The sequence below is a fragment of the Rhizobium sp. AC27/96 genome (genome assembly GCF_001692325.1).
Lineage (GTDB): Bacteria > Pseudomonadota > Alphaproteobacteria > Rhizobiales > Rhizobiaceae > Rhizobium.
In genome coordinates this window covers 547275-571402 of sequence record NZ_LXKN01000018.1, presented here as the reverse complement: position 1 = coordinate 571402, position 24128 = coordinate 547275, and the positions used below count along the sequence as shown (strand labels likewise).

Below are 24128 nucleotides of genomic sequence, written 5' to 3'. Positions count from 1 at the left end.
AACGATGAAATATCTTACCGGGATTCTGGCGGCCGTGATGATGGTCGCCACGCTTACCGTCTCGACGGTCGTGCGAGCGGAAGAGAAGAAGTGGACGCATGTGACGATCGCGACCGAGGGCGCTTTCCGCCCATGGAACTTCACCAAGCCGGACGGCACTCTGGATGGTTATGAAATCGAGCTGATCAAATATCTCTGCGACCACATGAAGGTCGAATGCACGACGGTCATCCAGCCCTTTGACGGCATGATCCCGGCGCTCAACGCCGGAAAGTTCGATGCGATCATTTCGGGCATGTCGGCAACCGCCAAGCGCGAAGAGGTCATTGCCTTCAGTGATTCCTATGGCACCACCGGCCAGACCTTTGCCACGCTGAAGGATTCCCCACTTGTGGATCTGCCGCTGAAGGGCGAGGTCTTTTCGCTGGCGACGGATGAGCCCGGCGCGGCTGCAGCCGTGAAGAAGCTCGAACCGCTTCTCAAGGGCAAGACGATCGGCGTGCAGACGGCTTCGATCGCGGCAACCTTCCTCGACAAGTACTTGAAGGGCGTTGCCGACATCCGCGAGTACAAGACCACCGAGCAGCACGACCTCGACCTCAAGGCCGGCCGCGTCGATATCATCATGGCGTCGATGGCGTATCTCTCGACGGCAGCCGCAAAGCCGGGCAACGAGGACATGACGGTCGCAGGTCCGCGCTTCCAGGGCGGCCTGCTCGGTCGTGGCAGCTCCGTTGGCCTGCGCAAGGACGACACACAGTTGAAGGCGATGTTCAACGATGCGATCGCGGCTGCCAAGGCCGACGGCACGATTGCCAAGCTGTCGGCGAAGTGGTTCGGCTTCGACGTTACGCCGAAGTAAGGCCTTCCCGGCAAGGTAAATCACTGCACCGGACGACTTTCCGGTGCAGTGATTCAGATGGCTGTTTCATGGCGTGAGAGTTGCACTACCCCATGTTCAGCAACATGATTTCCCACAAACTCCACCGCATGGAAACATTCGGACACCATCGAAACCGGACAATCGAATAGATCAGCATGGAGGGCCATTCTCTTGCGGAGTTCGATCGTCGAATGCTTTTTACAAATCCGTGGCGGCGAGAACAATTAAGCCACGTCGTCGTGACGACCTTTCATGAAAAGGGCTATCGCGATTACGGCAAGAAATGCATCGAGACATTTCTCCGACATTGGCCGAAGGACATCGCTTTGGTTGTTTATGCCGAGGATGTCGATGTTGAGGAGAAAGATCGCCGGCTGCTGGTATTCAACCAAAGTGAGGAGTTGCCGCTGTTGCGCGATTTTCGCGCGGCCTATGGCGAGAACTTGCAGGCCAATGGCTTTCGGCCTGTGCGCAACGGCCTGATGCGTGATTTTCGCTGGGATGCTGTTCGCTTTTCCAACAAGGTGTTTGCGGTGGCCGACGCCGCCAGGCGGTACCGGACCACGGTCGATCAATTGATATGGCTTGACGCCGATACGGTTACCCACAGGCAGATCCCCCGAAGCTTCATCGATGGATTGGCGCCGCGCGGCAACCAGCTTGCTGCCTATTTGAACCGTCAAATATATCCGGAGTGCGGGTGGGTGGCCTATAATTTGCGCCATCCGGCGCTCCTGACCTTCGTGGACCGTTTTGAAGGCGCCTATTCCTCCGGCTATTTCCTGAATTTGAAAGAAAGCCATGACAGCTTCGTTTTCTGGAAGGTGCTCCAGCATATGGAGTGTGACAAGGAAGCCAAGTTCAAGCGCCTTGGATCTTGCCTGACGAAGACACATGTCTTCGTCAACAACGCTCTTGGCGGATATATGGACCATCTCAAGGGCGATCGGAAAGCGGCCGGAAAGAGCCGCAAGCGCGATTTGAAATGGTACCGGCGCGAAGCGTGGTGGCAATAATGGTGATCGGTCGCGTCGGGGAAGATTTTGCCAGCCCATGTCGATAGCGACTGCCCGCGAAAAGATTGTCATTTCAGGAGTGTGGCACTAATTTAGGTCGCAATAAGGAATCGGGGTTCATGTACGACGATTCGGTTCTGCCGACAGATGTAGCAGTGGTACTTGGGCTGGTATGCAACATCATTGCACCGCTCGTTGCCTTTTGGGCGGCGGGTCAACTTCCCCGGTGGCGGCTGGCCTTTCATGCGATCGCCTCTGGCGTGATCCTGCTTTCACCCTTTTTGGCCATGTTCCTGAGTTTGTCCGACCTGTTTCCGGATGACGAAGAGCCTCCAGGAACGCGCTTCGTTTTTCTGCCACTGATCTTCGAGGCCGCCATTATCCTGCTGCTGTATTTTCTGGCCGGAGCGATGCTTCTGTCAAAATCGCTTCATTCGGCAGTCGCGAGCTGGAGGAGCGGGGGGCGACCTCTCTAACCCGTGGCGGCAATAGGGGATTGCGGCCCTGGCGCACCCTTTCCGGCATGGAAACGCGATCGATATGCGATCGGCGATAGCCCGATATTGGCGCGGAAATGATTGCGGAAATTCGTGGCCGTTCCCAGGCCGGTATGAGCCGCAATGGCTGAAACCGATAGTGCCGTTTCCTCCAGAAGCTCGCGCGCCCGGGCAAGACGTTCATTCTGGAGCCATTCTCCGGGTGCGGTGCCCGTCGCTTCGCGGATATGTCGATGAAGGCTACGCACACTCACACGCGCTTCGTCCGCCATGCGTTGAATGGACCATTGTTCCGCAAGGCTGCCACGGATCGTGTCCAGCAATGCAGATAGGCGGGTTCCCGAGCGCTGCACCACCGGTCGCTCGATGAACTGTGCTTGCCCGCCTTCCCGATGGGCGGCGACCACAAGCCGCCGGGCCACGCTATTGGCCGCCTTCATCCCGAAATCCTTCCGGACCACATGGATGCACAGATCAAGCCCGGCGGCGCTGCCTGCTGATGTCAAAATGTTTTCGTCATCGACATAAAGGGCATGTGGTTCGACATTGATCTTGGGATAGGCGGTGGCAAGTCTGGCTGCGTGGTGCCAATGCGTGGTTGCCCGCCTGCCGTCGAGCAGGCCGGCTCGGGCGAGCACAAAGGCGCCACCGCAGATGGAAACGATCCGGACACCTTTTGCATGTGTGGTCTTCAATGCTTCTAGAAATAACCCCGGCACGTCGGTATCAGGGCCACGCCAGCCGGGAATGACGATCGTATCGGCTTGATCGAACAGTTCCAGCCCGCCATCGGGATCGAGAAGCAAGCCACCTGCACCTCGAATGGGTCCCGGCTCGATTGCCGCCGTCATGCAGCGGTACCAGCCGGGTCCCATCTCCGGCCGGGACAGTCCAAACACTTCGAATGCACATCCGAATTCGAAAGTGCAGAGCCTGTCATAGGCGACGATGACGATCAGCGGGTTCGCAAGTTTTGGCATGATCCTTTCGATAATGGCTAATTCGGCCACTGGCAAGGGCGATCCATGCCCGGATAATATCCATCATCGGACCAAGCCGGGTCCAAACGGTTGGGCAAAACAGATGGCGGTGACGGATATGAGACTGATTGGAATGCTGGATTCACCCTACGTCCGACGCGTGGCTATCTCACTCAGGATGCTGGAGATGGAGTTCGTGCACGAACCCCTTTCCGTCTTCAGCGCATTCGAGGCCTTTGCCGCCGTGAACCCGGTCGTAAAGGCGCCGTCACTTGTTACGGATGATGGCGTCGTCTTGATGGATTCGAGCCTGATCCTCCAGCATGCCGAGCGTTTGGCTGCGCCGGGACGCAGCCTCATGCCCAGCGATCCGGAAGGGCATACCCGCTCGTTGCGCATCATCGGGCTTGCGCTTGCTGCATGTGAGAAGTCGGTACAGATCGTCTATGAGCACAATCTCCGCCCGCCGGAGAGGCAGCATCAGCCTTGGCTCGATCGCGTCCATGCGCAGGTCACTGCTGCCTATCGAATGCTCGAGGCGGAAATGCCGCAGACCGATGTGTGGATCTTTGGCACTCGTCCGATGCAAGCTGATATCACTAGTGCGGTGGCAGCTCGATTTACCCGGGAAATGCTGCCGGATGTCCTCAGCGCCGAAAAATTTCCGCGTCTTTGCGGGCTCTCCGAACGGGCCGAGGTGACAGATGCGTTCCGCGCATTCCCCTTTAGCTGATGCCGGTGGATTAAATGTCTTGGCGAGGAAATAACCCATTCCGCCGCGGAGCAGGCTTGTTGGCGGCTGCTTCCATATGACGGCAGGTGAATCGGAATTTTCGTCGCGCGTTCAGGCGGAGTTCAGGCGAACCGTCGTATTGCTACCCCGTCCGATGGACAAAAATGGGGGTAAGGGAATGTTGGAACGATTGGTACGATTGGTACGATTCTCTCGCGTCGCCCTGGTTGGGGTTGCCGCGATGCAGCTGATGACCTCGGCCGCGATGGCGCAATATTATGGTGGTGACGACGATTACAGACCGCCACGCTGGCAGCGCGACCAGGGTCGGGATTGGGATCGCCCGCCACCGAGAGGCTGGGATAGGGACCGCGACCGCGGTTGGGATCGGGATCGCGGCGGTTGCGACCGGGGCGAACTCATGCGTGCGGCGCGCGCTGAGGGCTTCCGGCGCATCGATTCGGTTCAAAGTGACGGCCGGCGCATCGTCGTTCGCGGCTGGAATGACGGTGGCCCCGATCGCATGGTTTTTGCCAACCGGCGCGGCTGCCCAACTCTGCGCTAGAGCACTTCCAGGAAAAGTGCGCAGCGGTTTTCCGTCCGGAATGCGTGAATAAACAAAAAGATAGAGCGTCTTCGCGATTCGAAGAAAAGCGGAAATGCTCTATTGCCAGAGCTGAACTGAAAGCGGAGGTCGATCGCAGTCGGCCTCCGCTTGCTTAGGATTGATAGGTCTATTGACTGGCTGGAACGGTCTGCCGGCTGCTGCCTCTCGGCTTTAGCTTTGCATCGTTGCGCTCACGCGACGGAGCAGGCGGCCTCGGCAAGATCGGCAGTGTCGGATTCGACTGGCACATGGCTTCCACCATCCTGCTGCCTGACTATGAACTGCCAGGTCACGCCCCAGGCATCGCGCACCCGATCGCCCGGTTCCTCGGAACCATCTTCTGCCAACGCAATTTGCAGGCAATCTGCCTCAACCTGCGTCTCGCACTCGATGGTGATGGTGCAATTGTGTTCGGAACAATCCAGCGGGCCGGCCTCGAAGCCCATATATGGGCGATTGCCGAGTGTGAAGCCTGCGAACTTGGCGCTGCCAGCCGGTCCGTTCGGATCGCTGGTGAGGATGTTCGACACCCAACCGGTCGCCGAGCCGGGGATCAGCGACGTGTAAAATTCAATCGCCGATTCCATGTCCTGCCGGAACCAGAGATGCTGCCTGACCTTCATCATTTCTCTCGACTTCATTCTCTCATACGGATGGCGTTTGCCGCCCATCCATCAAAAAAATCCATGTCGCCAGTGGACCGCCTTCTATCGAGCGGTGGCACCGGCGGCATGGCTGAAGAACTGCCCAGACCGTTCGTGCTCACCCCTGCGGAGCACCGACGGACACGCAACACTATTTTTCGGCAACTCTACCAGCGAGAGCCATGACGTAATCGTCCGCAATATCGGCCAAGCTCAGGGCGACTTCGGGTTCATTCCAGCCAGCCGCGAGTGCAACCTGTACGAAATCGCGAAACGCTACCGCGAGAACTTCTTCACGCTCGACCGTGCGATAGGAATCGCCGGTGGAGTGCTGTGGCTTGCTGATCCGTACTGTCTGGCGGGTAGATACCATCGGTGTGTTCCCTAAAGCTCGCCTTGGTGCACGCAGGGTACATTCGTGATGCACCCAAGACTTGGTGTCCGAACGATTATTCGTTTCATTTTTAATAAGTTACGAGCCAGGTGTCGTTAGCTACGCATCCGGAAACTTGCAGCAGCGTCCATTTTCGCAACTGCTGAAGTGTGTTCCCGCGCTTTCGCAGGGAATGCGACGCGGCCTGCGCAATCCTTGAATGCAAGAACGCAATCTTGCACGCATTGAGGCGAAAGATCGAGTTTCGGTGATTTTAACGGCTATGGCCGAGTGTTCTCAGCCACTCGTCGAACGGGTGCGAGCTGCCGGCCGATGCCTGCGATGCCGCGTGCCTGAGATAGGGCGAAACGGTAAGGTTCCGCGCTTCGCGAGGGCTGTAGCCGAACTCCTTGCTGAAGGCCCGGCTGAAGTGCGCGGCCGAGGAGAACCCGACCGCAAAGGCAATATCGATGATCTGCTCCCGATTGGAGGGATCACTGAGGGAGGCATGCGCGGACAGGAGACGGCGCCGCTGAATATAGTGATGAACACCGCCCTCCTGTTCGAACACCTGGTAGAGCCTGGTGCGCGATATGCCGAGTTCCCGGCATATGCGCTCCACCGTCAGGTCTTCCGAGGAGAGATTGCTCTCGACGAACCGCCGTACCCGTTCCGTCAAGGCGAGTATGCTGTGTTGCTCGGTGCCTGCCGATTGGACGGCCGAAGATGCAACGCAAGCCACGACCATGTCGCGGACCGTCTGGACCACATGCGGCAAATCTGCCGCGATAAAGTGCGGAAGGTTGGCCTCGATAATATTCAGATATTCGATAAGCAGCTTGGTGAGGGTTCCCGAGAGGACGATGTTGTTCTTGATCTCGACCGAGGCGGGAACATCAAACAGCAGGGTGCGCGGCAGGATGAGCGACAGGACTTTCGCCTCGGTGGCACGCCCTCGAAATGGGTGTCCCAGGGATCTCAGCTGAATTTTGCCCGGCTCGCCTTCCGAAACCAGACCATCGACCTCAGTCCATGTCCGGCCGCTGCGCAGCACCGAAATGTGCCAGTGATCGATAAGGTCCGATTTCACCTTAGCCTGCGAGCGCATGTAGCTATGGGGCGGGGCGGCGTGCTGAAAAATCAGCATTCCGCCCAGATTCCAGGCCGTGTGATCGGCAATAAATCCGGCTTCCTGTGAGGTGTTGTCAGGCAGGCGAGTGTCGACGATGGGCGCCACGTAGCTCCGCCAGGCGGCAAATTGTTCGGCGGCGTCGAAATCCCGGGTCGAAAACAGTAATGGCTTCAAGGCCGGTGGCGGTGGCGGCTCATCGCTGGCTGGCCGTGTCGGCCGGGGAAAGCGGCGTCGTTCGCCCTGCACGGGCTTGCGGTCCTCGTGCCGTACTTCATCTTTTGCTTCGGTTGCCGCAGAAGCGGATCGTTCCTCGCATCGAAAGTCAGGCAATCCGGTCTCCTCAGATACCACCACGACAGAGCAAGAGCATCGCCATCGAATATTCGCCCACTATCCCGGCGGTAGACTATGCTCCGCTTCGATGGAATATGTCCCCAACATTACCCCCAAACCATCCTCCCGGGAGAGGTGCAGGTCCGACTCCTGGACTTTTACCACGCTAAAATATTCATTTGCAGCGTATTTCTGAAAAGGCAAGCCTCGCCGCCTCTCAACTTGTTGTTCCCATAGGGATTACCCTGAAGCCGGCGCACTCAGCGCCAAACACATTGCCGCCATATGGTGATGCTTGGAAGGTCGGTAATCTCTCGATGTAGAGCTGTGAATCACAGTATCTCCTGGAACCGGATGTGAAGGCCTAAAAATCATGATGATGGATCGCCGCTCTTTCCTGATCGCCGCCACTTTTGCCACGCTCTCCACGACCGTGCGGGCGGCATCATCGAATTCCATGATCGAGCTGTGGCCTGCGCAGCCTCCGGGCGGCGGCGGCCCCACCGGCCCTCTGCAGCGAAATGACAAGGGGGCGGTCAGCAACATCGCTGCGCCAGGCCTGGAGGTTTTCGAACCAGAAAAGCCGAATGGCGCCAGCATGTTGATTGCGGCCGGCGGTGGCTACAAGCGCATCGAGCTCGGTAATGAAGCCTATCCGGCGGCTCGCTGGTTGGCGTCGAAGGGCATCACCGCCTATGTTCTGGCCTATCGCCTGCCGCGCGAAGGGTGGGAGAATGGCCCCCTCGCACCGCTTCAGGACGCGCAACGTGCGATGCGCATCATACGGGCCGAAGCCGCGCGCCGTCGTCTGGATGCATCGCGCGTCGGCGTGCTTGGGTTCTCTGCCGGCGGCCATCTGCTTGGCCTTGCCGCAACGCGTTCGGCCTTTGCGTCCTATGAGGCGACCGATGCGATCGACGGTCAATCCGCACGTCCCAATCTGGCTTCTTTGATCTATCCGGTCATCACCCTGAAGCCGCCCTACGACCATACCTCGACCCGGCGCTCATTGATCGGCAGTCACCCGGATGCCGAAGCCAGCGCGGAATGGTCCGTCGAAACGCATGTCCGCTCCGGTTGCCCGCCCGTCTTTCTGGCGCAGGCCGAGGACGATCCGATCTCCGATCCGGCAAATACTTTGATCATGGCCGATGCCTGCCGCAAGGCCGGCATTCCCGTGGAATTGCATCGGCTTCCCAGTGGCGGCCATGGATTCGGCATGGGAAAGCCTGGCACACCAACCGCCGATTGGCCGGGCTGGTGGGAGCAATGGTTGCGCGGCAATCGCTTCCTGTGACTGGAGATAGCAGCGCGTGTCGGCGCTGATCGATGGCCTCCTAGGCTGCGGGCGGCACGCTCCTTTGCAAAGCCGGTCTGAAACTATTCCGTTTTTGTTATGCCTTCCGGCTACGCGGCGGAGTAATGTCGCCTCATCACTTTGAGGCATGAATAATGGACCAGAAGCGCCATAGAATCCGCGAGCTTGGTTTTGCACCCGGCCATTTTGCGCCTGGCCCGTTGAACGCGATCACCGATGTCGACGGCCTGCGTGTAGGGCATGTCACATGCCATGAAGGTGAGCGCATGCGCACGGGCGCAACGGCGATCCTGCCGCATGGCGGCAATCTTTTCCAGGACAAGGTGCCTGCCGGCTTTGCCGTCCTCAACGGCTTCGGAAAGTTCGCCGGCTCCACGCAGATCGTCGAGCTTGGCGAGATCGAGACGCCGATCGTGCTGACCAATACGCTGGCGGTCGGGCGAGGCATCGAAGCCGTTGTGCATCATACGCTTGCACAGCCGGGCAATGAGAAGGTGGTGTCGATCAACGCGGTAGTTGGGGAGACCAACGATTCTCGCCTCAACGATATCCAGGCGGCCCGCCCGAGCGTCGATGAAATCCTCCTGGCGATCGATACCGCGACGTCAGGCCCGATCGAGGAGGGGGCTGTCGGCGCCGGAACCGGGACGGTCGCCTTCGGCCTGAAGGGTGGCATCGGAACCAGCTCGCGCCTCGTGCCGGTCGGTGGCGAGACCTATCGGCTCGGCGTTCTCGTCCAATCCAACTATGGCGGTCGCCTTATCGTCGCCGGGCGCGACTACGCGGGATTGAGCGAGCACGACAAGGACGGCTCCATCGTCATCGTACTGGCAACCGATGCTCCGCTTTGTCCGCGTAATCTGGAAAGACTAGCGCGCCGCTGCTTTGGCGGTCTTGCCCGCACCGGCGCGGCATTGAGCAATGGTTCGGGTGACTATGCACTCGCCTTTTCGACGGCCGAGGCGGTGCGGCGTACTCCCGAGCGGCGCAAGGGCGTGAGTGCGATCCCGACATTGGGCAACGATGCCGTCTCGCCGTTGTTCGAAGCCGCGATCGAAGCCACTGAAGAGGCAATCCTCAATTCTCTCGCCATGGCAACCACGACGAAGGGCTTCAACGCCGCGACCGGCAAGAATTCGACTGTCGATGCCATAGATCTTCCCCATCCAGCTCATCGCTGACCGTCATTTCCCAGCTCGCACACTACGGAGTTTCCATGTCTGCCCCGACGATCCGCACCGTTTATCTCAATGGTGCCTTTTTGCCCGAGAACGAGGCACGCCTGTCCATCTTCGACCGGGGTTTCCTGTTCGGCGACGGCATTTACGAGGTCACTGCAGTGCTGGACGGCAAACTGATCGACAGCGCGCTGCACATGGCCCGGCTGGAGCGTAGCGTTGGCGAGATCGGCGGCCGCTTGCCCATCACGACCGACGAGATCGTGGCGATCGAGAAGCGCCTCGTCAGAGAAAACCAGCTTATCGAGGGGATGGTCTATCTCCAGTACACGCGCGGCGCCGAGGATCGGAATTTCTTCTATTCCGACAATTTGCAGCCGACTCTGGTGCTCTTCACGCAGGCAAAGACGCTCGAACATGTTGCCGCCGTGGAAAAAGGCCTCAAGGTAAAGTCCATGCCGGATCAGCGCTGGGCGCGTCGCGACATCAAGAGTGTCGGCCTGCTGCCGCAGGTGCTGGCCAAGCGCGCCGCCAAGGCAGAGGGCTTCGATGAAGCCTGGCTGGTCGAGGATGGCATGGTGACGGAAGGCGCGTCGTCGACGGGTTACATCGTGACGCGCGACGGCCGCATCGTCACGCGCGCCAATAGCCATGCGACCCTGCCGGGATGCACGAGGCGTGCTATCCTTGATCTGGCACACGAAGCGGGCCTAGTGCTGGAAGAGCGGCCATTCTCGGTGGAAGAAGCGAAGGCGGCTGCCGAGGCCTGGCTGACAAGCGCTTCGAATTTCATCGTTTCCATCACCAATATCGACGGAGTTGACGTCGGGAACGGGACGCCCGGACCGATGTTCAAGCGCCTGCGCACCCTCTACATGGAAAACGCGCGGCGCACCGCGATCTGAGCTGCCGCAAGGGTCGTCCGATCGTCGGGATTAGTCCAGCATCGACCAGATGCGCCCGACGATCGGACGGCGATTTTCGCGCGAGCGATAGAGGCGGATTTCCACGTCTATATTCCATTCGGGATCGGCGGCATGCACGAGCCGGCCATCGGCAAGCTCGGCGCTGACAAGGCTTTCCGGGATCCAGGCAAGGCCGAAGCCGGCGGCGACCATGCCCTTCAACCCCACAGACATGCTGCCGACATGCACGCGGTTTTCCGTGGGCAGTCGCTCGCCGATAACCCCCACCATCAGCTGTCCGAAGAAGGACGTCTTCTGATAGCTGACATGGCAAAAGCCGGGCTCGATACGATGCAGCGGGGCGCCATCCGCATTCGCTGCGCTGACCGGCAGGATCGTTTCGCGACCAAGCGTGTGATGTTCGAATTGCGGATCGAGCAGCATGGGCACGTGCAGGTGTTGATAGGTCAGCAGGAAATCGCAATCCCCATCGATGAGAGAATTCAGGTTCTCTTCCATGGTGCCGGAGTCCGGCCGCATGTGCGAGACGATGGGTCCGATGCGCGCGTTGAGCCGGCTTAGCCAATCGGGAAAGAAGGTGAAGGAGAGGGTATGCAGCGCCGTCAAGGTCACGGTGCGCGCATCGGTGCCGTCCTCATGCTGAAGATTGCGCCGTGCCTGGTAGAGCGCCTGCAAGGTCTGCTCGGCCACCGGCACGAAACGTTCGCCCGCGGCAGTCAGCCGCGACGGATAGGTGGCCCGGTCGATCAGGCTCGCACCCACCCAGCCCTCCAGTTGCCGGATGCGGCGGCTGAAGGCCGATTGCGTCACATGGCGTTCGTCGGCGGCCTTGGAAAAGTTCAGCGTCCGCGCCAGCGCCAGAAAATCTTCAAGCCATTTGACTTCCACTCGAAGCTCCCGAAAGAAACCGGCTATCAAAGCCGGGTTCTCCTTGGCCCGAATGGGCCGGGAATGCAATCAGCTTGCGCGGCGATATTCGATCATTCTGGCCCGGGCAAGCACCAGCTCCAGCCGATCCGCGCCGAGGAGATTGAGGCAGACCCGCTTGGTCCAGGGACCGTCCTTGAGGGTGAAGAGGAAGCGTCCGGAGCCGAGCGCCTGCAGCGGCATACGATGACGCACCGGGCCGACACCCATGATGACGCTGCCATTGTCGATCTCGAAGCTGGCGCCTTCCGAAGAGCTCCAGACGCCGGAGAGGGAAGGCGGCACGGCCTGCTTCTCTACAGGCAGGAACCGCCGCGCGGCATGACCTACCTCTCCGACGATTGCCTCACCCTGCATGGTCAGGCGCATTGGCGAGGAGGCCGAGCGCGAGGAAACCCAAGATCCCTCATCCTCATATAAAGTTTCGTCGGCATCGAGATAGGTCACGGTGCTGCCGGCAACCTTGATCCACCACGGTCCGTTCTCCGTCACATAGGTGCCGTCACGCAGGGCAGTCGAGGTGCGCGGCAGGGCCTCGCCCGTCAACGCTGCCATGGATTCGAGAGCGATCTTGTAGCCGTTGGTGTCTTCGCGGTTTGACACCACGACGAAGCCGGTTTTCTGAACGGGATCGAGCAGGAAATAGCTCTTGTAGCCGGGATGCGAGCCGCCGTGGCCGATGAAGGAGCGCTCTCCCAGCAGGGTGCGGCGTAGGCCAAAGCTGTATCCGCTCGGTCTGCCATCGACGAGATGCCGTGGTGCCGAGAGCTGTTCCAGCAATCCCGAAAAGGAGCCATTGCCGCCGAGGTGGCCAATCAGCCACTTGGCGAGGCTTTCGCCACTGCCGGTCATGCTGCCGGAGGCGGAAATATGCAGTCCGGCGGCCGAGAGCTGCCAGCGCTCTCCATCTCGCCAATATCCCGGTATCAGGCCGACGACGGGATCGTTCCAGACTTCGGGAGCGTCGAATACGGCACCCACTTGGGCACCCAGCTGGCGAACATAGTCGCGAAAGAAAACGCCACGGCGCTCAAGCGCTGCTTCCACGAGCCGGTAGCCCGTGTTGGAATAGGAGATCTCGGTTCCGGCCTCATAATTCAGTCGCGTCTGGCGGGCCAGGAAATCGAGCAGGGGGCCTGCCTTGGTCTCCGTATAGACGGACAGACCAAGCAGCGACAGGCATTCGCGCGTGTCAGGTAGACCGCCGCTCATGTCGAGGGCGCGGCCGATAGTGACGTCGCGAAGCGGCGACTGCAGCTCAGGCAGATGCAGCCCGAGTGGGTCATCGAGACCGATCTTGTCGGAATGGGCGAGCACCATGGCGCAGAAGGCATGTTTTGTCACTGAGGCATAGCGGACGACGCTGGCCGTAGTGAAGGGGGCGAGCGTCGAGAGACTTTCAACACCGCCGGCCTCGGCAAAGCGAATGCCATCAGCATCAAAGCCGATGACTGTGCCGCCCGGCTCATCGTTTCGCCAATCTTGCGCGAATTGGGCTGCGCGCGCCTGCGCGGCCTTCCAGTTTCCCGTTTCAGACATGCATGCCTCGCAAAAGCAGATTAGACCGGTTCGGCTTCCTCGAACTCGATGCTCAGACGGCGCAGTTCCTGCGTATGAGGGTGGGTGACGTTGCCGCGCCGCAGATCGTCGGCCGTTACTTGCTCTACCATCTGGCCGTCGATCATGACGCCGACCTCGGTACAGAGATGGGCGATCACGCCGAGATTATGGCTCACCATCACATAGGTAAGTTTCCGCTCGACACGGAGATCGGAGAGCAGGTTGAGGATCTCGGCCTGAACCGAGACATCGAGCGCGCTTGTCGGCTCATCGAGCAACAGGATCCTGGGGTCGGCGATCAGCGCGCGAGCGATGGCGACGCGCTGGCGCTGGCCGCCGGAAAGCTGGTGCGGATAGCGAAAGCGCGCACTCTGCGGCAGCGCCACATCCGAAAGTGCCCTGGCGATGCGCTGGTCGACATCGCCCATGCGGTGGACCAGCGGCAGCTCGCTCAGAATGCGGTCGATCGTCTGGCGCGGATGCAGGGAACCGTAGGGGTCCTGAAAAACCATCTGCACCTTGCGGAAGAAATCCGGCGTCCGATGCTGCGGAGCGGCTTCGCCGCCAAAGGCGATGCGTCCCATCCAGCTGGTGTTGAGGCCGGCCATGGCGCGCAAGACTGTCGACTTACCGGAGCCGCTTTCGCCAACGATGCCGAAGCTGCCGCCTTCGTCGACCTTGAAGGAGACGCCCTTGACGACTTCACGCTCACCGAAGCGGATACGTAGATTGTCGATCTCTATCGTCATTTCAGCCACTCCGGGTCACGCTCGAGAATGGGCAGCCGCTCTTTGGGATGCGTAAGCGAAGGAATGCAATTCAGCAGGCCGCGCGTATAGGGATGGGCGGCGGACAGCAGTTCCGATGCCTTCAGCTCCTCGACAACGCGGCCGGAATACATCACGGCCACCCGGTCACAGAAATGCGAGACGAGCGGCAGGTCGTGGCTGATCAGCATCAATCCCATGGAGCGTTCGGAGACAAGCTCCTCGATCAGCCGCAGGATTTCCGCCTGCACCGTCGCATCCAGCGCGCTTGTGGGTTCGTCGGCGATCAGCAGCTCCGGATCGGGAGCAAGCATCATGGCGATCATGACGCGCTGGCCCATGCCGCCAGAGACTTCATGCGGATAGGAAGCTGCGACCGCCTTCGGATTGCGGATCTTGACCTGCTCCAGCAGATTGGCGGCGGCTTCCACCGCCTCCCGGCGACTGCCGCCCTTGTGCGTGCGCCATGACTCGGCGACCTGATTGCCGATGGTCTTCACCGGGTTCAAGGAATATTTCGGATCCTGCAGGATGAAGCCTGCCCGTTTGCCGCGGATGGTGCGCATCTGCTTTTCGCTGGCCGACACGATGTCGATGCCGTCGAAAGAAAGTTTGTCGGCCTCGATGCGGGTTTGCCTCGGCAGGAGTTTCATCAATGCACGCGCTGTCAGGCTCTTGCCGGAGCCGCTTTCGCCAACGATGCCAAGCTTCTCGGAACCGAGGCGCAGCGACACGCCCTTGACGGCTGGGGCAAGGCCGGTGCGTGTCTTGAAGCCGATGCGCAGATTGTCGATCTCGACCAGCATGGATCAGTTCCCCTTCGGATCGAGCACGTCGCGCAGCGCATCGCCAAGGAAGTTGAAGGCGAGCGAGACGAGGAAGATGGCGATGCCGGGGATCGTCGCAACCCACCATTGCTCGAAGATGAAGCGCTTTGCAGTCGCGATCATTGCTCCCCATTCCGGCGAGGGCGGCTGTGCGCCCATGCCGAGGAAGCCGAGGCTTGCGGCGGTGATGATGATGGAGCTCATGTCGAGCGTGACGCGGACGATGAGGCTCGGCATGCACAATGGCGCGATATGGCGCATGATGATGCGCCAGGAGGAGGCGCCTGTGAGACGATAGGCGGCGATGAAATCGGCACCGCGCACGGTCAGGGTTTCGGCGCGCGCCAGCCGGGCATAGGGCGGCCAGGCGGTGAGTGCGATCGCGAGCACCGCGCTTTCGACGCCGGGCTTCAGGGCCGCCACGAAGGCAAGGGCCAGCACTAGCCGGGGGAAGGCGAGGAAAATGTCGGTCAATCGCATCAGTGCCGTGTCGACCACGCCGCCGAAATAGCCGGCGATACAGCCGATGGCGAGGCCGATCGGCGCAACGAGCACGACCACGGCGATGACCATGCCGAGCGTGACGCGGCCGCCAAAGAGCAGGCGCGAGTAGATGTCACGCCCGAGCTCATCGGTGCCGAGCCAATGAGCCGCGCTCGGTCTGGCAAGCCGATTGGCCAGATCCTGTGCGGCCGGATCGTGCGTGGCCAGCCATGGCGCGAAGAGCGCAAGCAGGATGAACAGCAGGATGATCGACAGGCCGATCATGCCGAGAGCGTTACCCTTCAGCCCCAGCCAGATGCGATAGCGATCGCCCCAGGCAGCCTGGCGCCGGGAGGTGGGGGACTCGTCGAGCGCCCAGTTGCGGAAGGTTGCCAGCATCATCGCACCCTCGGGTCCAGCAGACGATAAAGGAGATCGGCGACGAGGTTGAGCCCCACATAGATGATGCCGATCAGGAGTGTGGTGCCGATGACCGGGTTCATGTCGCCGTTCATCAGCGAGGCGGTCAGATACTGGCCGATGCCGGGCCAGGAAAACACTGTTTCGGTGACGACGGCGCCTTCCAGCAGGCCTGCATAGGTGAGTGACAGTACCGTCACCAGCTGCACGGCGACAGTCGGGAAGGCATGGCCCCAGATTACCCTGCTGAGCGACAGGCCCTTGGCGCGCGCGGTAATCACGAATTCGCCCTTGAGGGCGTCGATCATGAAGGCGCGCGTCATGCGGGCGATATAGGCCATGCTGAAATAAGCAAGGATGCAGACCGGCTGCGCCATGTGGGCAAGCGCATCCCAAAAGGCATCGAGATCACCGGCAAGCAGCGTGTCGACGGACAGTAGTCCAGTGACCGGCGTGATCATTCCGTCATAGATAATGTCCTGCCGCCCAGGCCCCGGCGCAATACCGAGCGCCGAATAGAAGATCAGTAGCGAGATGAGGGACAGCATGAAAACCGGAATGGAATGGCCGGCGAGGCAGACGACGCGGATCGCCTGATCCGTGATGGTTCCCTGCCGCACCGCCGCCCAGACGCCGAGCGGAATGCCGATGATGGCGGCAAGAATGAGTGCCGCGGTTGCCAGTTCGAAAGTCGCCGGAAAGAAGCGGGCGATATCCTGCGACACCGGGTTCTTCGTCAACACCGACACGCCGAGATCGCCATGCAGAAGCTGGTTCAGATAATGCAGGAATTGCACCGGAAGGGGCTGGTCGAGGCCCATTTCGGCCCGCACGCGGATGACCACCGCCTCCGGCGCATTGTCTCCGACGGCAGCAATGACCGGATCGACCGGCATGACGCGGCCGATGAGGAAGGTGACGACCGTCAACCCGAGCAGCGTCAATACGATGCTGCTCAGGATGGCGGAGAAGGATTTGAGCCGCCGGGTCAAGCCTTGCTGGTCTCCTGATAGGAATTGGCTTCCGAAAGGGCGCCGAGCTGGAAGCCGGATACGGCCTTGCGGCATGCCGCCGTCTTCACCGTCTGGAACATGAAGGCGAAGGGGCTATTCTGCATATGCTCGCGCTGCAGTTCCTCATAGAGGGCGATGCGCTTGGCCGGATCCTTCTCGTCGCGGGCGGCCTCCGCCTTGGCGGCGAAGTCGTCGTTCTTGTAGCGCGAGCGCCACAGGAAAGGCTTGCTCTTGGCGTCGTCGGAATTGTCCTTGTTGATGGTGAAGACTTCGCCGTTGGAGTTCGGATCGAAATAGTCCGTGCCCCAGGCCGAAAGCGCCATCTCGTGCTGGCGGCCGCGCATCTTCGTCAGCACCTGCCGATTTTCGGCCGACTGCAGCTTCACGCGAATGCCGATCTCGGCAAGGTTTGCCTGGATGGCCTGGGCAAGATCCGGATAGGGCTGGGCGGCATAGTGATCCATCGTCACGTCGAAGCCATCGGCAAGCCCGGCTTCGGCCATCAATGCCTTCGCCTTGGCCACATCCTTCTGGAACGGCGTGTCGCTGATCGCTGCCGGGAAGCCTTCCGGCTCGAAGCTCTGGTGCACCTTGTGGGTCAAGGGCACGATGTTTTCCTGCATGCCCTTGTAGTCGAGCGCCCATTTGACGGCCTGCCAGACCTGCGGCTTTGCCAGGTTCGGCACACCCTGGTTGAGGGAGATAAGCACCAGCGAGGCGATGCTTTTGGTGACCAGGGTGAAATCGACATCGTTCTGGATGGTGCGGAGCTGCTCGGAGGTCAGATCGCGGGCGATATCGGCATCACCCTTCTTCAGCATTAAAAGCTGCGAGGCGGGATCGGTGACGTGGCGCAGGATGACGCGCTTCAGATTGCCCTTGTAGGGGCCGTGTGGGTTGAGGGTCAGCGACACGGACTCGCTCGCCTTCCATGCCTGAAGCTGGAAGCTGCCCGAGCCGGCGCTATTCTTCTGCAGCCAGGCATTGCCCATGTCGCCATTTGCTTCATTGGCGAGCACCGTCTTCTTCTCGACGACCGCGGCGATGTTGGCGGAGAGGCAATAGAGCAGGAAGGCGATCGCGGTGGGCTTTTCGGTCGTCAGGGTCAGCGTTTCGGAGTCGGTGGCGACGATCAGGCTTTCGACATTTTCTGCGGTGAAGCCGAACTGATTGATGATGAAGGCTGCGCCCTTGTTCATCTTGATCGCACGCTGCAGCGAGAAGGCAACATCTTCTGCCGTCACCGGCGCGCCGCTGGCGAAGCTTGCCTTGGCCAGCTTGAAAGTGAAAACCTTGCTGTCCGCATCTGCCTGCCAGGATGCAGCCAGCACCGGATCGACCTTGGAGGGATCATCGGTGTTGGGATGGACCAGCTTCTGATACATGTTGCTGATCACTTCGCCGCCGACGGCTTCGAAGCTTTCATGCGGATCGAGGCTTGTCATGTTGTCGAGCTGCTGGGCAACGACAAGCACGTCTTTCGGCGTCGCGGCGAACGCCGTCTGAGCAAGATCGAGATAGGACAGGAACGGCAGCGTGCCGCTGCCGATGAGAAACTGACGTCTGGAAACCACGCGAAATCCCCTTTCACTCTTTTGACAACAGCTCTATGCCAAGCATGGCGGGACTTGGTACGGTTCTGTCGCTATCGTATTTTCGCTAGCTTCTCTAACAGCGCGTCTTGCGAGCGACTAATTCCGTTTTTCGCAGACCCTATGCGCGGTTTGCATTTGCCGAGGCAGGTAAGCTTGCCTAGGCAGGTATCGATAACAGTTTTTGGAATGGCACATGACCGAATCTTCGATAATCCCCGTCTTCGATGGCCATAATGATGTGTTGCTGCGGCTGCGCCGCGGCAGCTCGAATTCCGTGAACGCCTTTTTGCAGGGCGAGAGCGCGGGACATATCGATCTGCCGCGTGCGCGGCAGGGCGGCCTTGCGGGCGGGCTCTGCGCGGTGTTCATCCCGTCTCCGGATCAGCCCCGCACCGAGAACGACGATTTTCCAACGCCTTCGCAGCCGGACGCGCTGAACGAGACCCTGGCGATGTTTCGCCTTCTTCTGGCAATCGAAGCTCAGTCCAATGGCGCCGTGAAGGTTTGCCGTTCGGCTGCTGATATTCGAGGCTCCATTGCGGACCGCCGATTTGCCGCGGTGTTCCATATCGAAGGGGCAGAGGCGATCGCGGCGGATCTCGATGCGCTCTATGTCCTGCATCAAGCCGGCCTGCGCACGCTCGGTCCGGTATGGAGCCGGCCGAACGTCTTTGCCTATGGCGTGCCTTTCCGTTTCCGTTCGACACCGGATATCGGGCCCGGCCTTAGCGATGCGGGCAAGGATCTGGTCCGCGCCTGCAACGAGTTGCGGATCATGATCGACCTCTCGCACATGAACGAGCAGGGCTTCTGGGATATTGCGAAATTGTCGAATGCGCCGCTGGTTGCCTCGCATTCCAACGCACACGCGATTTCGCCCCACAGCCGCAACCTGACGGACAAGCAGCTCGATGCCATCCGCGACACGGGCGGTCTGGTCGGCATCAATTTCGGTGTTCTGTTCCTGCGTGACGACGGCACCAGAAATGCCGATACGCCCATTGAACTCCTCGTTCGCCATATCGCCTACATTGCCGAGCGGGTTGGCATCGAGCATGTGGCGCTCGGCTCCGATTTCGACGGCACGACCATCCCGCAGGCGCTTGGCGACGCTGCCGGCCTGCCGAAGCTGATCGACGCCCTGCGCGCCCATGGTTTTGACGATCAGGCCATCAGAAACATCGCCCATGAAAACTGGATCCGTGTCCTCGAACGCAGCTGGGGCGGCTGAGATCGGACTCTAACTCTTGGGGCGCAAGGCGCGATGCGAAGGCAGCGCCTTGCGCCCCAATTCAGTTCTGCTGCCTTGACATCAGCGCCTGGTAGATCGGCTCGACCCATTTGTTTTTCGCGACATCGTAAGCGCCGAAGCTGCCTTCGAATTGCCAATAGCTCCAGGCAAAATGGTTGCTCTCGGCTGCCTGCGCCACGCTGGCGGTCCAAGCCGTTCGCGATGCGATATCACCCTTGTCGTAGGCTCCGAATTCTCCGAGCAGCATCGGCCTGTTATGGCTGTGGGACCACGCGGCGATTGTTGAAAAATCTCGGGTGATCTGCGCGTGCTCGGCAGGGGTGCCCCATGTCACGCCGATCAGCTTTTCACGGCTCGGATTGGTCCAGGTGGCCCCCTGATGCGTGAAGGCGAACGGGTCGTAGTAATGGACCGTGACGATGATGTTGCGGTCGTCTTCCGGAAGCGACAGCTTGTCGAGTGAATGGAAGTTGTTGGAATTTGCCGGCCCGATCACCACGCTGCGATTTGGGTTGGTCTTGCGGATGACGGCCAGCGCTTCGCGCAGCAGCCCGTTCCAGATATCCGGGGTTATTGCCTTGTTCGGCTCGTTCAGGATCTCGAAGAGAACTGTATCCGGCTCGTCCTTGTAGCGCGGTGCGATCTGGTTCCAGAAGGCCATCAGCTTCGATCTGCAATTCTTGGCATCCTCTGCGCAACCGCGATAGTCGTGCTCGTCGAGGATGACTTTCAGGCCCGCTCCGGTCGCCTGTTTCACCACGTGATCAAGCGTGGCGAGCCATTGCGCGTCGAGGCGGCCGGATGCATCCATATGCGAGAAGGCCTGCAGATTGACCCGGATGTTCTGAAAGCCGCTGTCATGCAGCATCTTGTAGTAGGTAGGTTTGAAACGAGCCTTCCCGGCATCGGTCCACAGCGGATCGTAGCCGAGAACATTGACGCCCCGGCCCAGCTTTATGGCCGCCTGATCGGAAGGCGCAGCAAGGGTGGCGGTGACGGCAAGCAGCGAAAAGACGGCGGATAGCAACAGGCGCATGCTCATCTCCATGACATGTGGAGCGAACCTCAACTTGCCTTGTGTCCGAAATAGGGTGTTTCGCCGCCTATCGTTCGACGAGATGGATCGGCAGAGGGTGCATCGGCCGCAGCGTCACCTTCATGATCGGCTTGGGTGAGGGTTCGCTTGAGCCGGTCACGCGGAATCTTTGCAGCAGGACGGCGAGGATCGCAACCGCTTCCATCATGGCAAAGCCATTGCCGATGCAGACGCGCGGTCCCGCGCCGAACGGCATGAAAGCGAAGCGGTGGCGGCTCCTGGCGGTCTCGGGCTCGAAACGCTCGGGGTCGAAGATCAGCGGCTCCTCCCAGATGGCGGCGTGACGATGCACGGCATAGATCGGCACATAGAGGATCGTGCCGGCCGGGATCGTATAGGCGCCAAGGGTGAAGTCGCGCACGGCCGCACGAGAGATGATCGGCGCCGGCGGGTAAAGCCGCATGGCCTCGGAAAAGACCTGTCTTGCATAGGTGAGCTTGCCGACATGCTCGGCAAGGAGCGGGCCCCCATCGGTCACCGTGGCGATCTCGTCGACGAGCCTTGCCTGATAGTCCGGATGACGGGCCAGAAGATGGAGTGTCCACGCGAGACCAAGCGCCGTCGTCTCATGTCCGGCGGTGATAAAGGTCATCAGATTGTCGATGATTTCTTCGTCGGTCATCGTGCGGCCCGTTTCCGGATCCGCAGCACCAAGAAGCATGGAAACGAGGTCGTGACGTTCGATGCCGCTGCGCCGTCTTTCGGCGATCACCTTGGCGAGGGTGGCGCGCAGGAAGATGACGGCCGCCTTTGCCTTTTCCTTGCCTGGGTGTGGCATCCAGTCCGGCGCGCCAACCAAGCCCAGAGCAAACTTCCAGCCGGTCGGTTTGAGATAGTTCGTGATGTTGCGCTCGACCCGGTCGACATCGATGCCATCGCCGCCCGACATCATCGTCTCCACGATAATATCGAAGGTGGTGCGCATCATTTCCTGGCAGAGGTCGAAGGTGCCATCTTTCTGGGTGAGCCAAAGGTCGCGTCGACGCTCCGCCGCTGCGATCATGGAAGGCTGGAGTTCCAGGAGCTTTTCGTGGCGAAAGGCACCGGCCACGGATTGGCGCTGCCATTTCCAATGTGCGCCGTCCGAGGTGAGTATCCCGTCGCCAAGCGCCGGGCCGAGCAGGCGGCGAACATCCTCACCCTTGCCGAGCGCATCGGAATTGCGGACGAGCGCCTGATAGATCAGCTCGGGATCGGCGAGATAGACCCGCAATTTCCCGCCCATTTGTGTGAAGACGATAGGCTCCCTGAAAATCTCGGGCGGCAGCGCATCCAGGGGATTACGGATCAGCGAAAGAAGCACATGCGGCATCGAGCGTGGGGTCAGCGGAAATGTGCCCGGCGATAGATCGGCCGTGTTTACGCCTGCATTCATCCTTTAGGCCTCCTTGTTCAGCGTCGCGAATGCCTGTAGATCGACGTTAAGGCATTTACCTTAAAAGAGGTAAGGTGATTACCTTAGGCATTCAAGAGGAAAAATCGTGTCGGACAACAAAGGCAAGAGAATGGGCTCGGTAACAAAGCCCGATACCCGCGAGCGGATCCTTGTTTCGACGCTGTCGCTCTTCAATCAGAAAGGCCCGGAATCGGTAACGACGGCCGAGATCGCCAAGGCAGTCCATATCAATCAGGGCAATCTCTATTATCATTTCCGCACCAAGGAGTCGCTGGTGCTGGCCCTCTTTGGCCGTTTCGAGGCCGATGCGCTGACTGTTGTCACCGAGGCGGATGCGGTGCAGGGGGCAGACTCGAAAGCCTATGCCGGCTTTCTGCGCAAATGGTTCTCGCTGGTCTGGACCTATCGATTCCTGTTTCGCGATATTCCGGGCCTGTTGGCGACGGCGCCGGCATTACGAGAGCCGATCCTGGCTGTCAGTGCCGGCATGCGTCTTTCGGTCGATATCATCTTTCAGCGCATGGAAAGTTCCGGCTTGATCAGCGTCGCCGCTGATGACCGCAAACCGCTATTGACCAATATGTGGATCGTCTCGACCTATTGGGCCGTCTATCTCGGCCTGCAGGAAGGCGTTCACGATCTCGGCCCACAGCATGTCCACTGGGGGCTGAGCCAGGTTGCGAGCCTCTTGCGTCCCTATCTGTCGCCGCAGGCGAGGGCCGATCTGGAGGATGTGCTTTCAGAGCCCTTTTCTGGGCTCTGAATATTGCAGGCCGGATTTAAGATGCTTGCGCTACGACGTCGCGAAGATTGCGATAGCCGGTTGCCGGATGCGGCGCGACAAGCCTCGGTCCGCTGCCGCCGAGCTTTTCCCGCAGCGTTCCCGAGCGATAGTCTGTCTTGTAGACGCCGCGCTTCTGCAGCTCGGGCACCAGAAGATCGACTGCATCCTCGAAGCTTTCGGGCGTCACGGCATAGGCCAGATTGAAGCCGTCGACATCGGTGTCCTCGATCCATTCCTGCATCAGATCGGCCACCGTTTGCGGCGAGCCGACGAAGACCGGGCCGAAGCCGCCGATGCCGACCCAGTCGGCCATTTCACGCACCGTCCATTCCTTGTTCGGATCGATCGTGGTGAAGGTCTCGACGGCGGACTGCACGGCGTTGGTATGGCGGTGGCGAAGCACCTCGTCGGGCGAGAACTGGCCGAAATCAATGCCGGTCCAGCCTGATATCAGCGTCTGTGCGCCCTCGAAGGAGGCGTATTGGCGGTATTCGTTGAACTTGCGCTGCGCCTCGGCATCGGTCTCGCCGAGGATCACGGTCTGGAGGTTGAAGGCGAGAATTTCGCGCGGATTGCGTCCGACACGCTCGGCTGCCTCGCGAACATTGGCGACATAGCGCTTCAGTACCGGCTTCGAGGGAGCCGCCACGAAGATGCATTCCGCATGCGCGCCGGCGAAGTCCTTGCCGCGACTGGAGGCGCCTGCCTGATAAAGCACCGGTGTCCGCTGCGGCGATGGTTCGCTCAAATGGATGCCGGGAACGGTGAAATGCTTGCCGGAATGGCGGATCGGATGCACCTTTTCCGGCCGTGTGAAAATGCCCTTTTCCCGATCGCGGATAACGGCATCGTCTTCCCAGCTGCCTTCCCAGAGCTTGTAGCAGACTTCGAGATATTCCTCCGCCAGGCCGTAGCGGTCATCATGCTGCGTCTGCGCCGACTGGCCGATATTCAAAGCGCCGCTGTTCAGATAGGACGTGACGATGTTCCAGCCGACGCGGCCCTTGGTCAGATGGTCGAGCGTCGAGATGCGCCGCGCGAAGGTGTAGGGATGCTCGAAGGAGAGCGAGGCGGTCAGGCCGAAGCCAAGATGCTCGGTCTCATAGGCCATGGTCGGGATAAGTTGCAGCGGATCATTGACCGGCACCTGCGCGGAATGGCGCAACGCCGCGTCGACACTGCCGTTCTGCACATCGTAGACGCCGAGCACGTCGGCGATGAACAGCCCGTCGAACTTGCCGCGCTCCAGCGTCCTTGCCAGATGGACCCAGTAGTCCATGTCCTTGTAGGTCCAGGACTTGTCGCGCGGGTGGCGCCACAGGCCGGGCGACTGGTGTCCGACGCAGTTCATGTCGAAGGCATTGAGCCTGATTTCGCGGGTCATATTG

Annotated in this window: 24 protein-coding genes; 10 read left to right on the top strand and 14 right to left on the bottom strand. The window is 60.3% G+C overall.

Going from position 1 to position 24128, the window contains the following annotated elements; genetic code table 11:
- Positions 1-4 precede the first annotated feature (4 nt).
- The 3 genes from A6U86_RS16265 to A6U86_RS16255 all read left to right on the top strand — a co-directional run bounded on the left by A6U86_RS16265 (position 5) and on the right by A6U86_RS16255 (position 2375).
- The gene (locus tag A6U86_RS16265) at positions 5-862 is read left to right on the top strand and encodes a transporter substrate-binding domain-containing protein (RefSeq protein WP_068393090.1); all 858 of its coding nucleotides are present in this window, start codon (positions 5-7) and stop codon (positions 860-862) included.
- A gap of 212 nt (positions 863-1074) precedes the next feature.
- Entirely contained in the window at positions 1075-1899 is an 825-nt protein-coding gene (locus A6U86_RS16260) for a hypothetical protein (RefSeq protein ID WP_068394017.1), read from the top strand.
- A 119-nt stretch (positions 1900-2018) separates the two neighbouring features.
- Entirely contained in the window at positions 2019-2375 is a 357-nt protein-coding gene (locus A6U86_RS16255) for a hypothetical protein (RefSeq protein WP_068393087.1), read from the top strand.
- On the opposite strand, the gene ftrA is transcribed toward A6U86_RS16255, so the two are convergent.
- Positions 2372-3376 carry a transcriptional regulator FtrA gene (ftrA, locus tag A6U86_RS16250; RefSeq protein ID WP_068393084.1) on the bottom strand — a complete coding sequence of 335 codons (1005 nt, stop codon included), beginning with the start codon at positions 3374-3376 and terminating at the stop codon, positions 2372-2374. The genes A6U86_RS16255 and ftrA overlap by 4 nt on opposite strands.
- On the opposite strand from ftrA, the gene A6U86_RS16245 reads away from it, so the two are divergent.
- The gene (locus A6U86_RS16245; RefSeq protein ID WP_244509951.1) at positions 3345-4109 is read left to right on the top strand and encodes a glutathione S-transferase N-terminal domain-containing protein; all 765 of its coding nucleotides are present in this window, start codon (positions 3345-3347) and stop codon (positions 4107-4109) included. The genes ftrA and A6U86_RS16245 overlap by 32 nt on opposite strands.
- A 199-nt stretch (positions 4110-4308) precedes the next feature.
- Positions 4309-4674, top strand: coding sequence for a hypothetical protein (locus A6U86_RS16240; RefSeq protein ID WP_234906387.1), 366 nt, complete (start codon positions 4309-4311; stop codon positions 4672-4674).
- A gap of 233 nt (positions 4675-4907) precedes the next feature.
- On the opposite strand, the gene A6U86_RS16235 is transcribed toward A6U86_RS16240, so the two are convergent.
- The 3 genes from A6U86_RS16235 to A6U86_RS16225 all read right to left on the bottom strand — a co-directional run bounded on the left by A6U86_RS16235 (position 4908) and on the right by A6U86_RS16225 (position 7111).
- Entirely contained in the window at positions 4908-5357 is a 450-nt protein-coding gene (locus A6U86_RS16235; RefSeq protein ID WP_244509949.1) for a VOC family protein, read from the bottom strand.
- A 154-nt stretch (positions 5358-5511) separates the two neighbouring features.
- Positions 5512-5733 (bottom strand): hypothetical protein, encoded by a 222-nt coding sequence (locus A6U86_RS16230; RefSeq protein WP_068393073.1) that lies wholly within the window; start codon positions 5731-5733, stop codon positions 5512-5514.
- A gap of 274 nt (positions 5734-6007) precedes the next feature.
- On the bottom strand, positions 6008-7111 hold the full coding sequence (locus A6U86_RS16225) for a helix-turn-helix domain-containing protein (protein WP_068394015.1): 1104 nt from the start codon (positions 7109-7111) through the stop codon (positions 6008-6010).
- Between the two features lie 463 nt (positions 7112-7574).
- Here A6U86_RS16225 and A6U86_RS16220 point away from each other — a divergent pair, with 463 nt between their 5' ends.
- From A6U86_RS16220 to A6U86_RS16210, 3 genes are all read left to right on the top strand, one after another.
- Positions 7575-8495, top strand: coding sequence for an alpha/beta hydrolase (locus A6U86_RS16220; protein ID WP_068394014.1), 921 nt, complete (start codon positions 7575-7577; stop codon positions 8493-8495).
- A gap of 155 nt (positions 8496-8650) precedes the next feature.
- Positions 8651-9697 (top strand): P1 family peptidase, encoded by a 1047-nt coding sequence (locus A6U86_RS16215; RefSeq protein WP_068393071.1) that lies wholly within the window; start codon positions 8651-8653, stop codon positions 9695-9697.
- Between the two features lie 35 nt (positions 9698-9732).
- The gene (locus tag A6U86_RS16210) at positions 9733-10599 is read left to right on the top strand and encodes a D-amino-acid transaminase (protein WP_068393068.1); all 867 of its coding nucleotides are present in this window, start codon (positions 9733-9735) and stop codon (positions 10597-10599) included.
- A 30-nt stretch (positions 10600-10629) separates the two neighbouring features.
- Here the strand turns inward: A6U86_RS16210 and A6U86_RS16205 are convergent, their stop codons facing one another.
- The 7 genes from A6U86_RS16205 to A6U86_RS16175 all read right to left on the bottom strand — a co-directional run bounded on the left by A6U86_RS16205 (position 10630) and on the right by A6U86_RS16175 (position 18191).
- Complete coding sequence (locus A6U86_RS16205) at positions 10630-11508, bottom strand: LysR family transcriptional regulator (RefSeq protein ID WP_068394012.1); 879 nt, start codon at positions 11506-11508, stop codon at positions 10630-10632.
- Positions 11509-11577: 69 nt separating this feature from the next.
- Complete coding sequence (locus tag A6U86_RS16200) at positions 11578-13086, bottom strand: serine hydrolase (RefSeq protein ID WP_068393065.1); 1509 nt, start codon at positions 13084-13086, stop codon at positions 11578-11580.
- A 20-nt stretch (positions 13087-13106) separates the two neighbouring features.
- A complete protein-coding gene (locus tag A6U86_RS16195; protein ID WP_068393062.1) occupies positions 13107-13856 on the bottom strand; it encodes an ABC transporter ATP-binding protein in 750 nt (249 codons plus the stop codon).
- Positions 13853-14680 carry an ABC transporter ATP-binding protein gene (locus tag A6U86_RS16190; RefSeq protein WP_068393059.1) on the bottom strand — a complete coding sequence of 276 codons (828 nt, stop codon included), beginning with the start codon at positions 14678-14680 and terminating at the stop codon, positions 13853-13855. The genes A6U86_RS16195 and A6U86_RS16190 overlap by 4 nt, the downstream gene beginning before the upstream one ends.
- Before the next feature lie 3 nt (positions 14681-14683).
- Positions 14684-15586: an ABC transporter permease gene (locus tag A6U86_RS16185; protein ID WP_068393056.1), complete on the bottom strand. Its 903-nt coding sequence runs from the start codon at positions 15584-15586 to the stop codon at positions 14684-14686.
- Positions 15583-16596, bottom strand: coding sequence for an ABC transporter permease (locus tag A6U86_RS16180; protein ID WP_068393054.1), 1014 nt, complete (start codon positions 16594-16596; stop codon positions 15583-15585). The genes A6U86_RS16185 and A6U86_RS16180 overlap by 4 nt, the downstream gene beginning before the upstream one ends.
- Complete coding sequence (locus A6U86_RS16175) at positions 16593-18191, bottom strand: ABC transporter substrate-binding protein (protein ID WP_068393051.1); 1599 nt, start codon at positions 18189-18191, stop codon at positions 16593-16595. The genes A6U86_RS16180 and A6U86_RS16175 overlap by 4 nt, the downstream gene beginning before the upstream one ends.
- A gap of 214 nt (positions 18192-18405) precedes the next feature.
- On the opposite strand from A6U86_RS16175, the gene A6U86_RS16170 reads away from it, so the two are divergent.
- Entirely contained in the window at positions 18406-19443 is a 1038-nt protein-coding gene (locus A6U86_RS16170) for a dipeptidase (protein WP_068393048.1), read from the top strand.
- A gap of 61 nt (positions 19444-19504) precedes the next feature.
- On the opposite strand, the gene A6U86_RS16165 is transcribed toward A6U86_RS16170, so the two are convergent.
- Both A6U86_RS16165 and A6U86_RS16160 read right to left on the bottom strand, forming a co-directional pair.
- On the bottom strand, positions 19505-20500 hold the full coding sequence (locus A6U86_RS16165; protein WP_083196888.1) for a glycoside hydrolase family 5 protein: 996 nt from the start codon (positions 20498-20500) through the stop codon (positions 19505-19507).
- 67 nt (positions 20501-20567) lie between these two features.
- Positions 20568-21935, bottom strand: a complete 1368-nt coding sequence (locus A6U86_RS16160; protein ID WP_068393045.1) for a cytochrome P450 — start codon at positions 21933-21935, stop codon at positions 20568-20570.
- 106 nt (positions 21936-22041) lie between these two features.
- On the opposite strand from A6U86_RS16160, the gene A6U86_RS16155 reads away from it, so the two are divergent.
- On the top strand, positions 22042-22719 hold the full coding sequence (locus A6U86_RS16155; protein WP_141683714.1) for a TetR/AcrR family transcriptional regulator: 678 nt from the start codon (positions 22042-22044) through the stop codon (positions 22717-22719).
- A 16-nt stretch (positions 22720-22735) separates the two neighbouring features.
- On the opposite strand, the gene A6U86_RS16150 is transcribed toward A6U86_RS16155, so the two are convergent.
- Positions 22736-24124, bottom strand: coding sequence for an LLM class flavin-dependent oxidoreductase (locus A6U86_RS16150; protein WP_068393039.1), 1389 nt, complete (start codon positions 24122-24124; stop codon positions 22736-22738).
- Between the last annotated feature and the right edge of the window lie 4 nt (positions 24125-24128).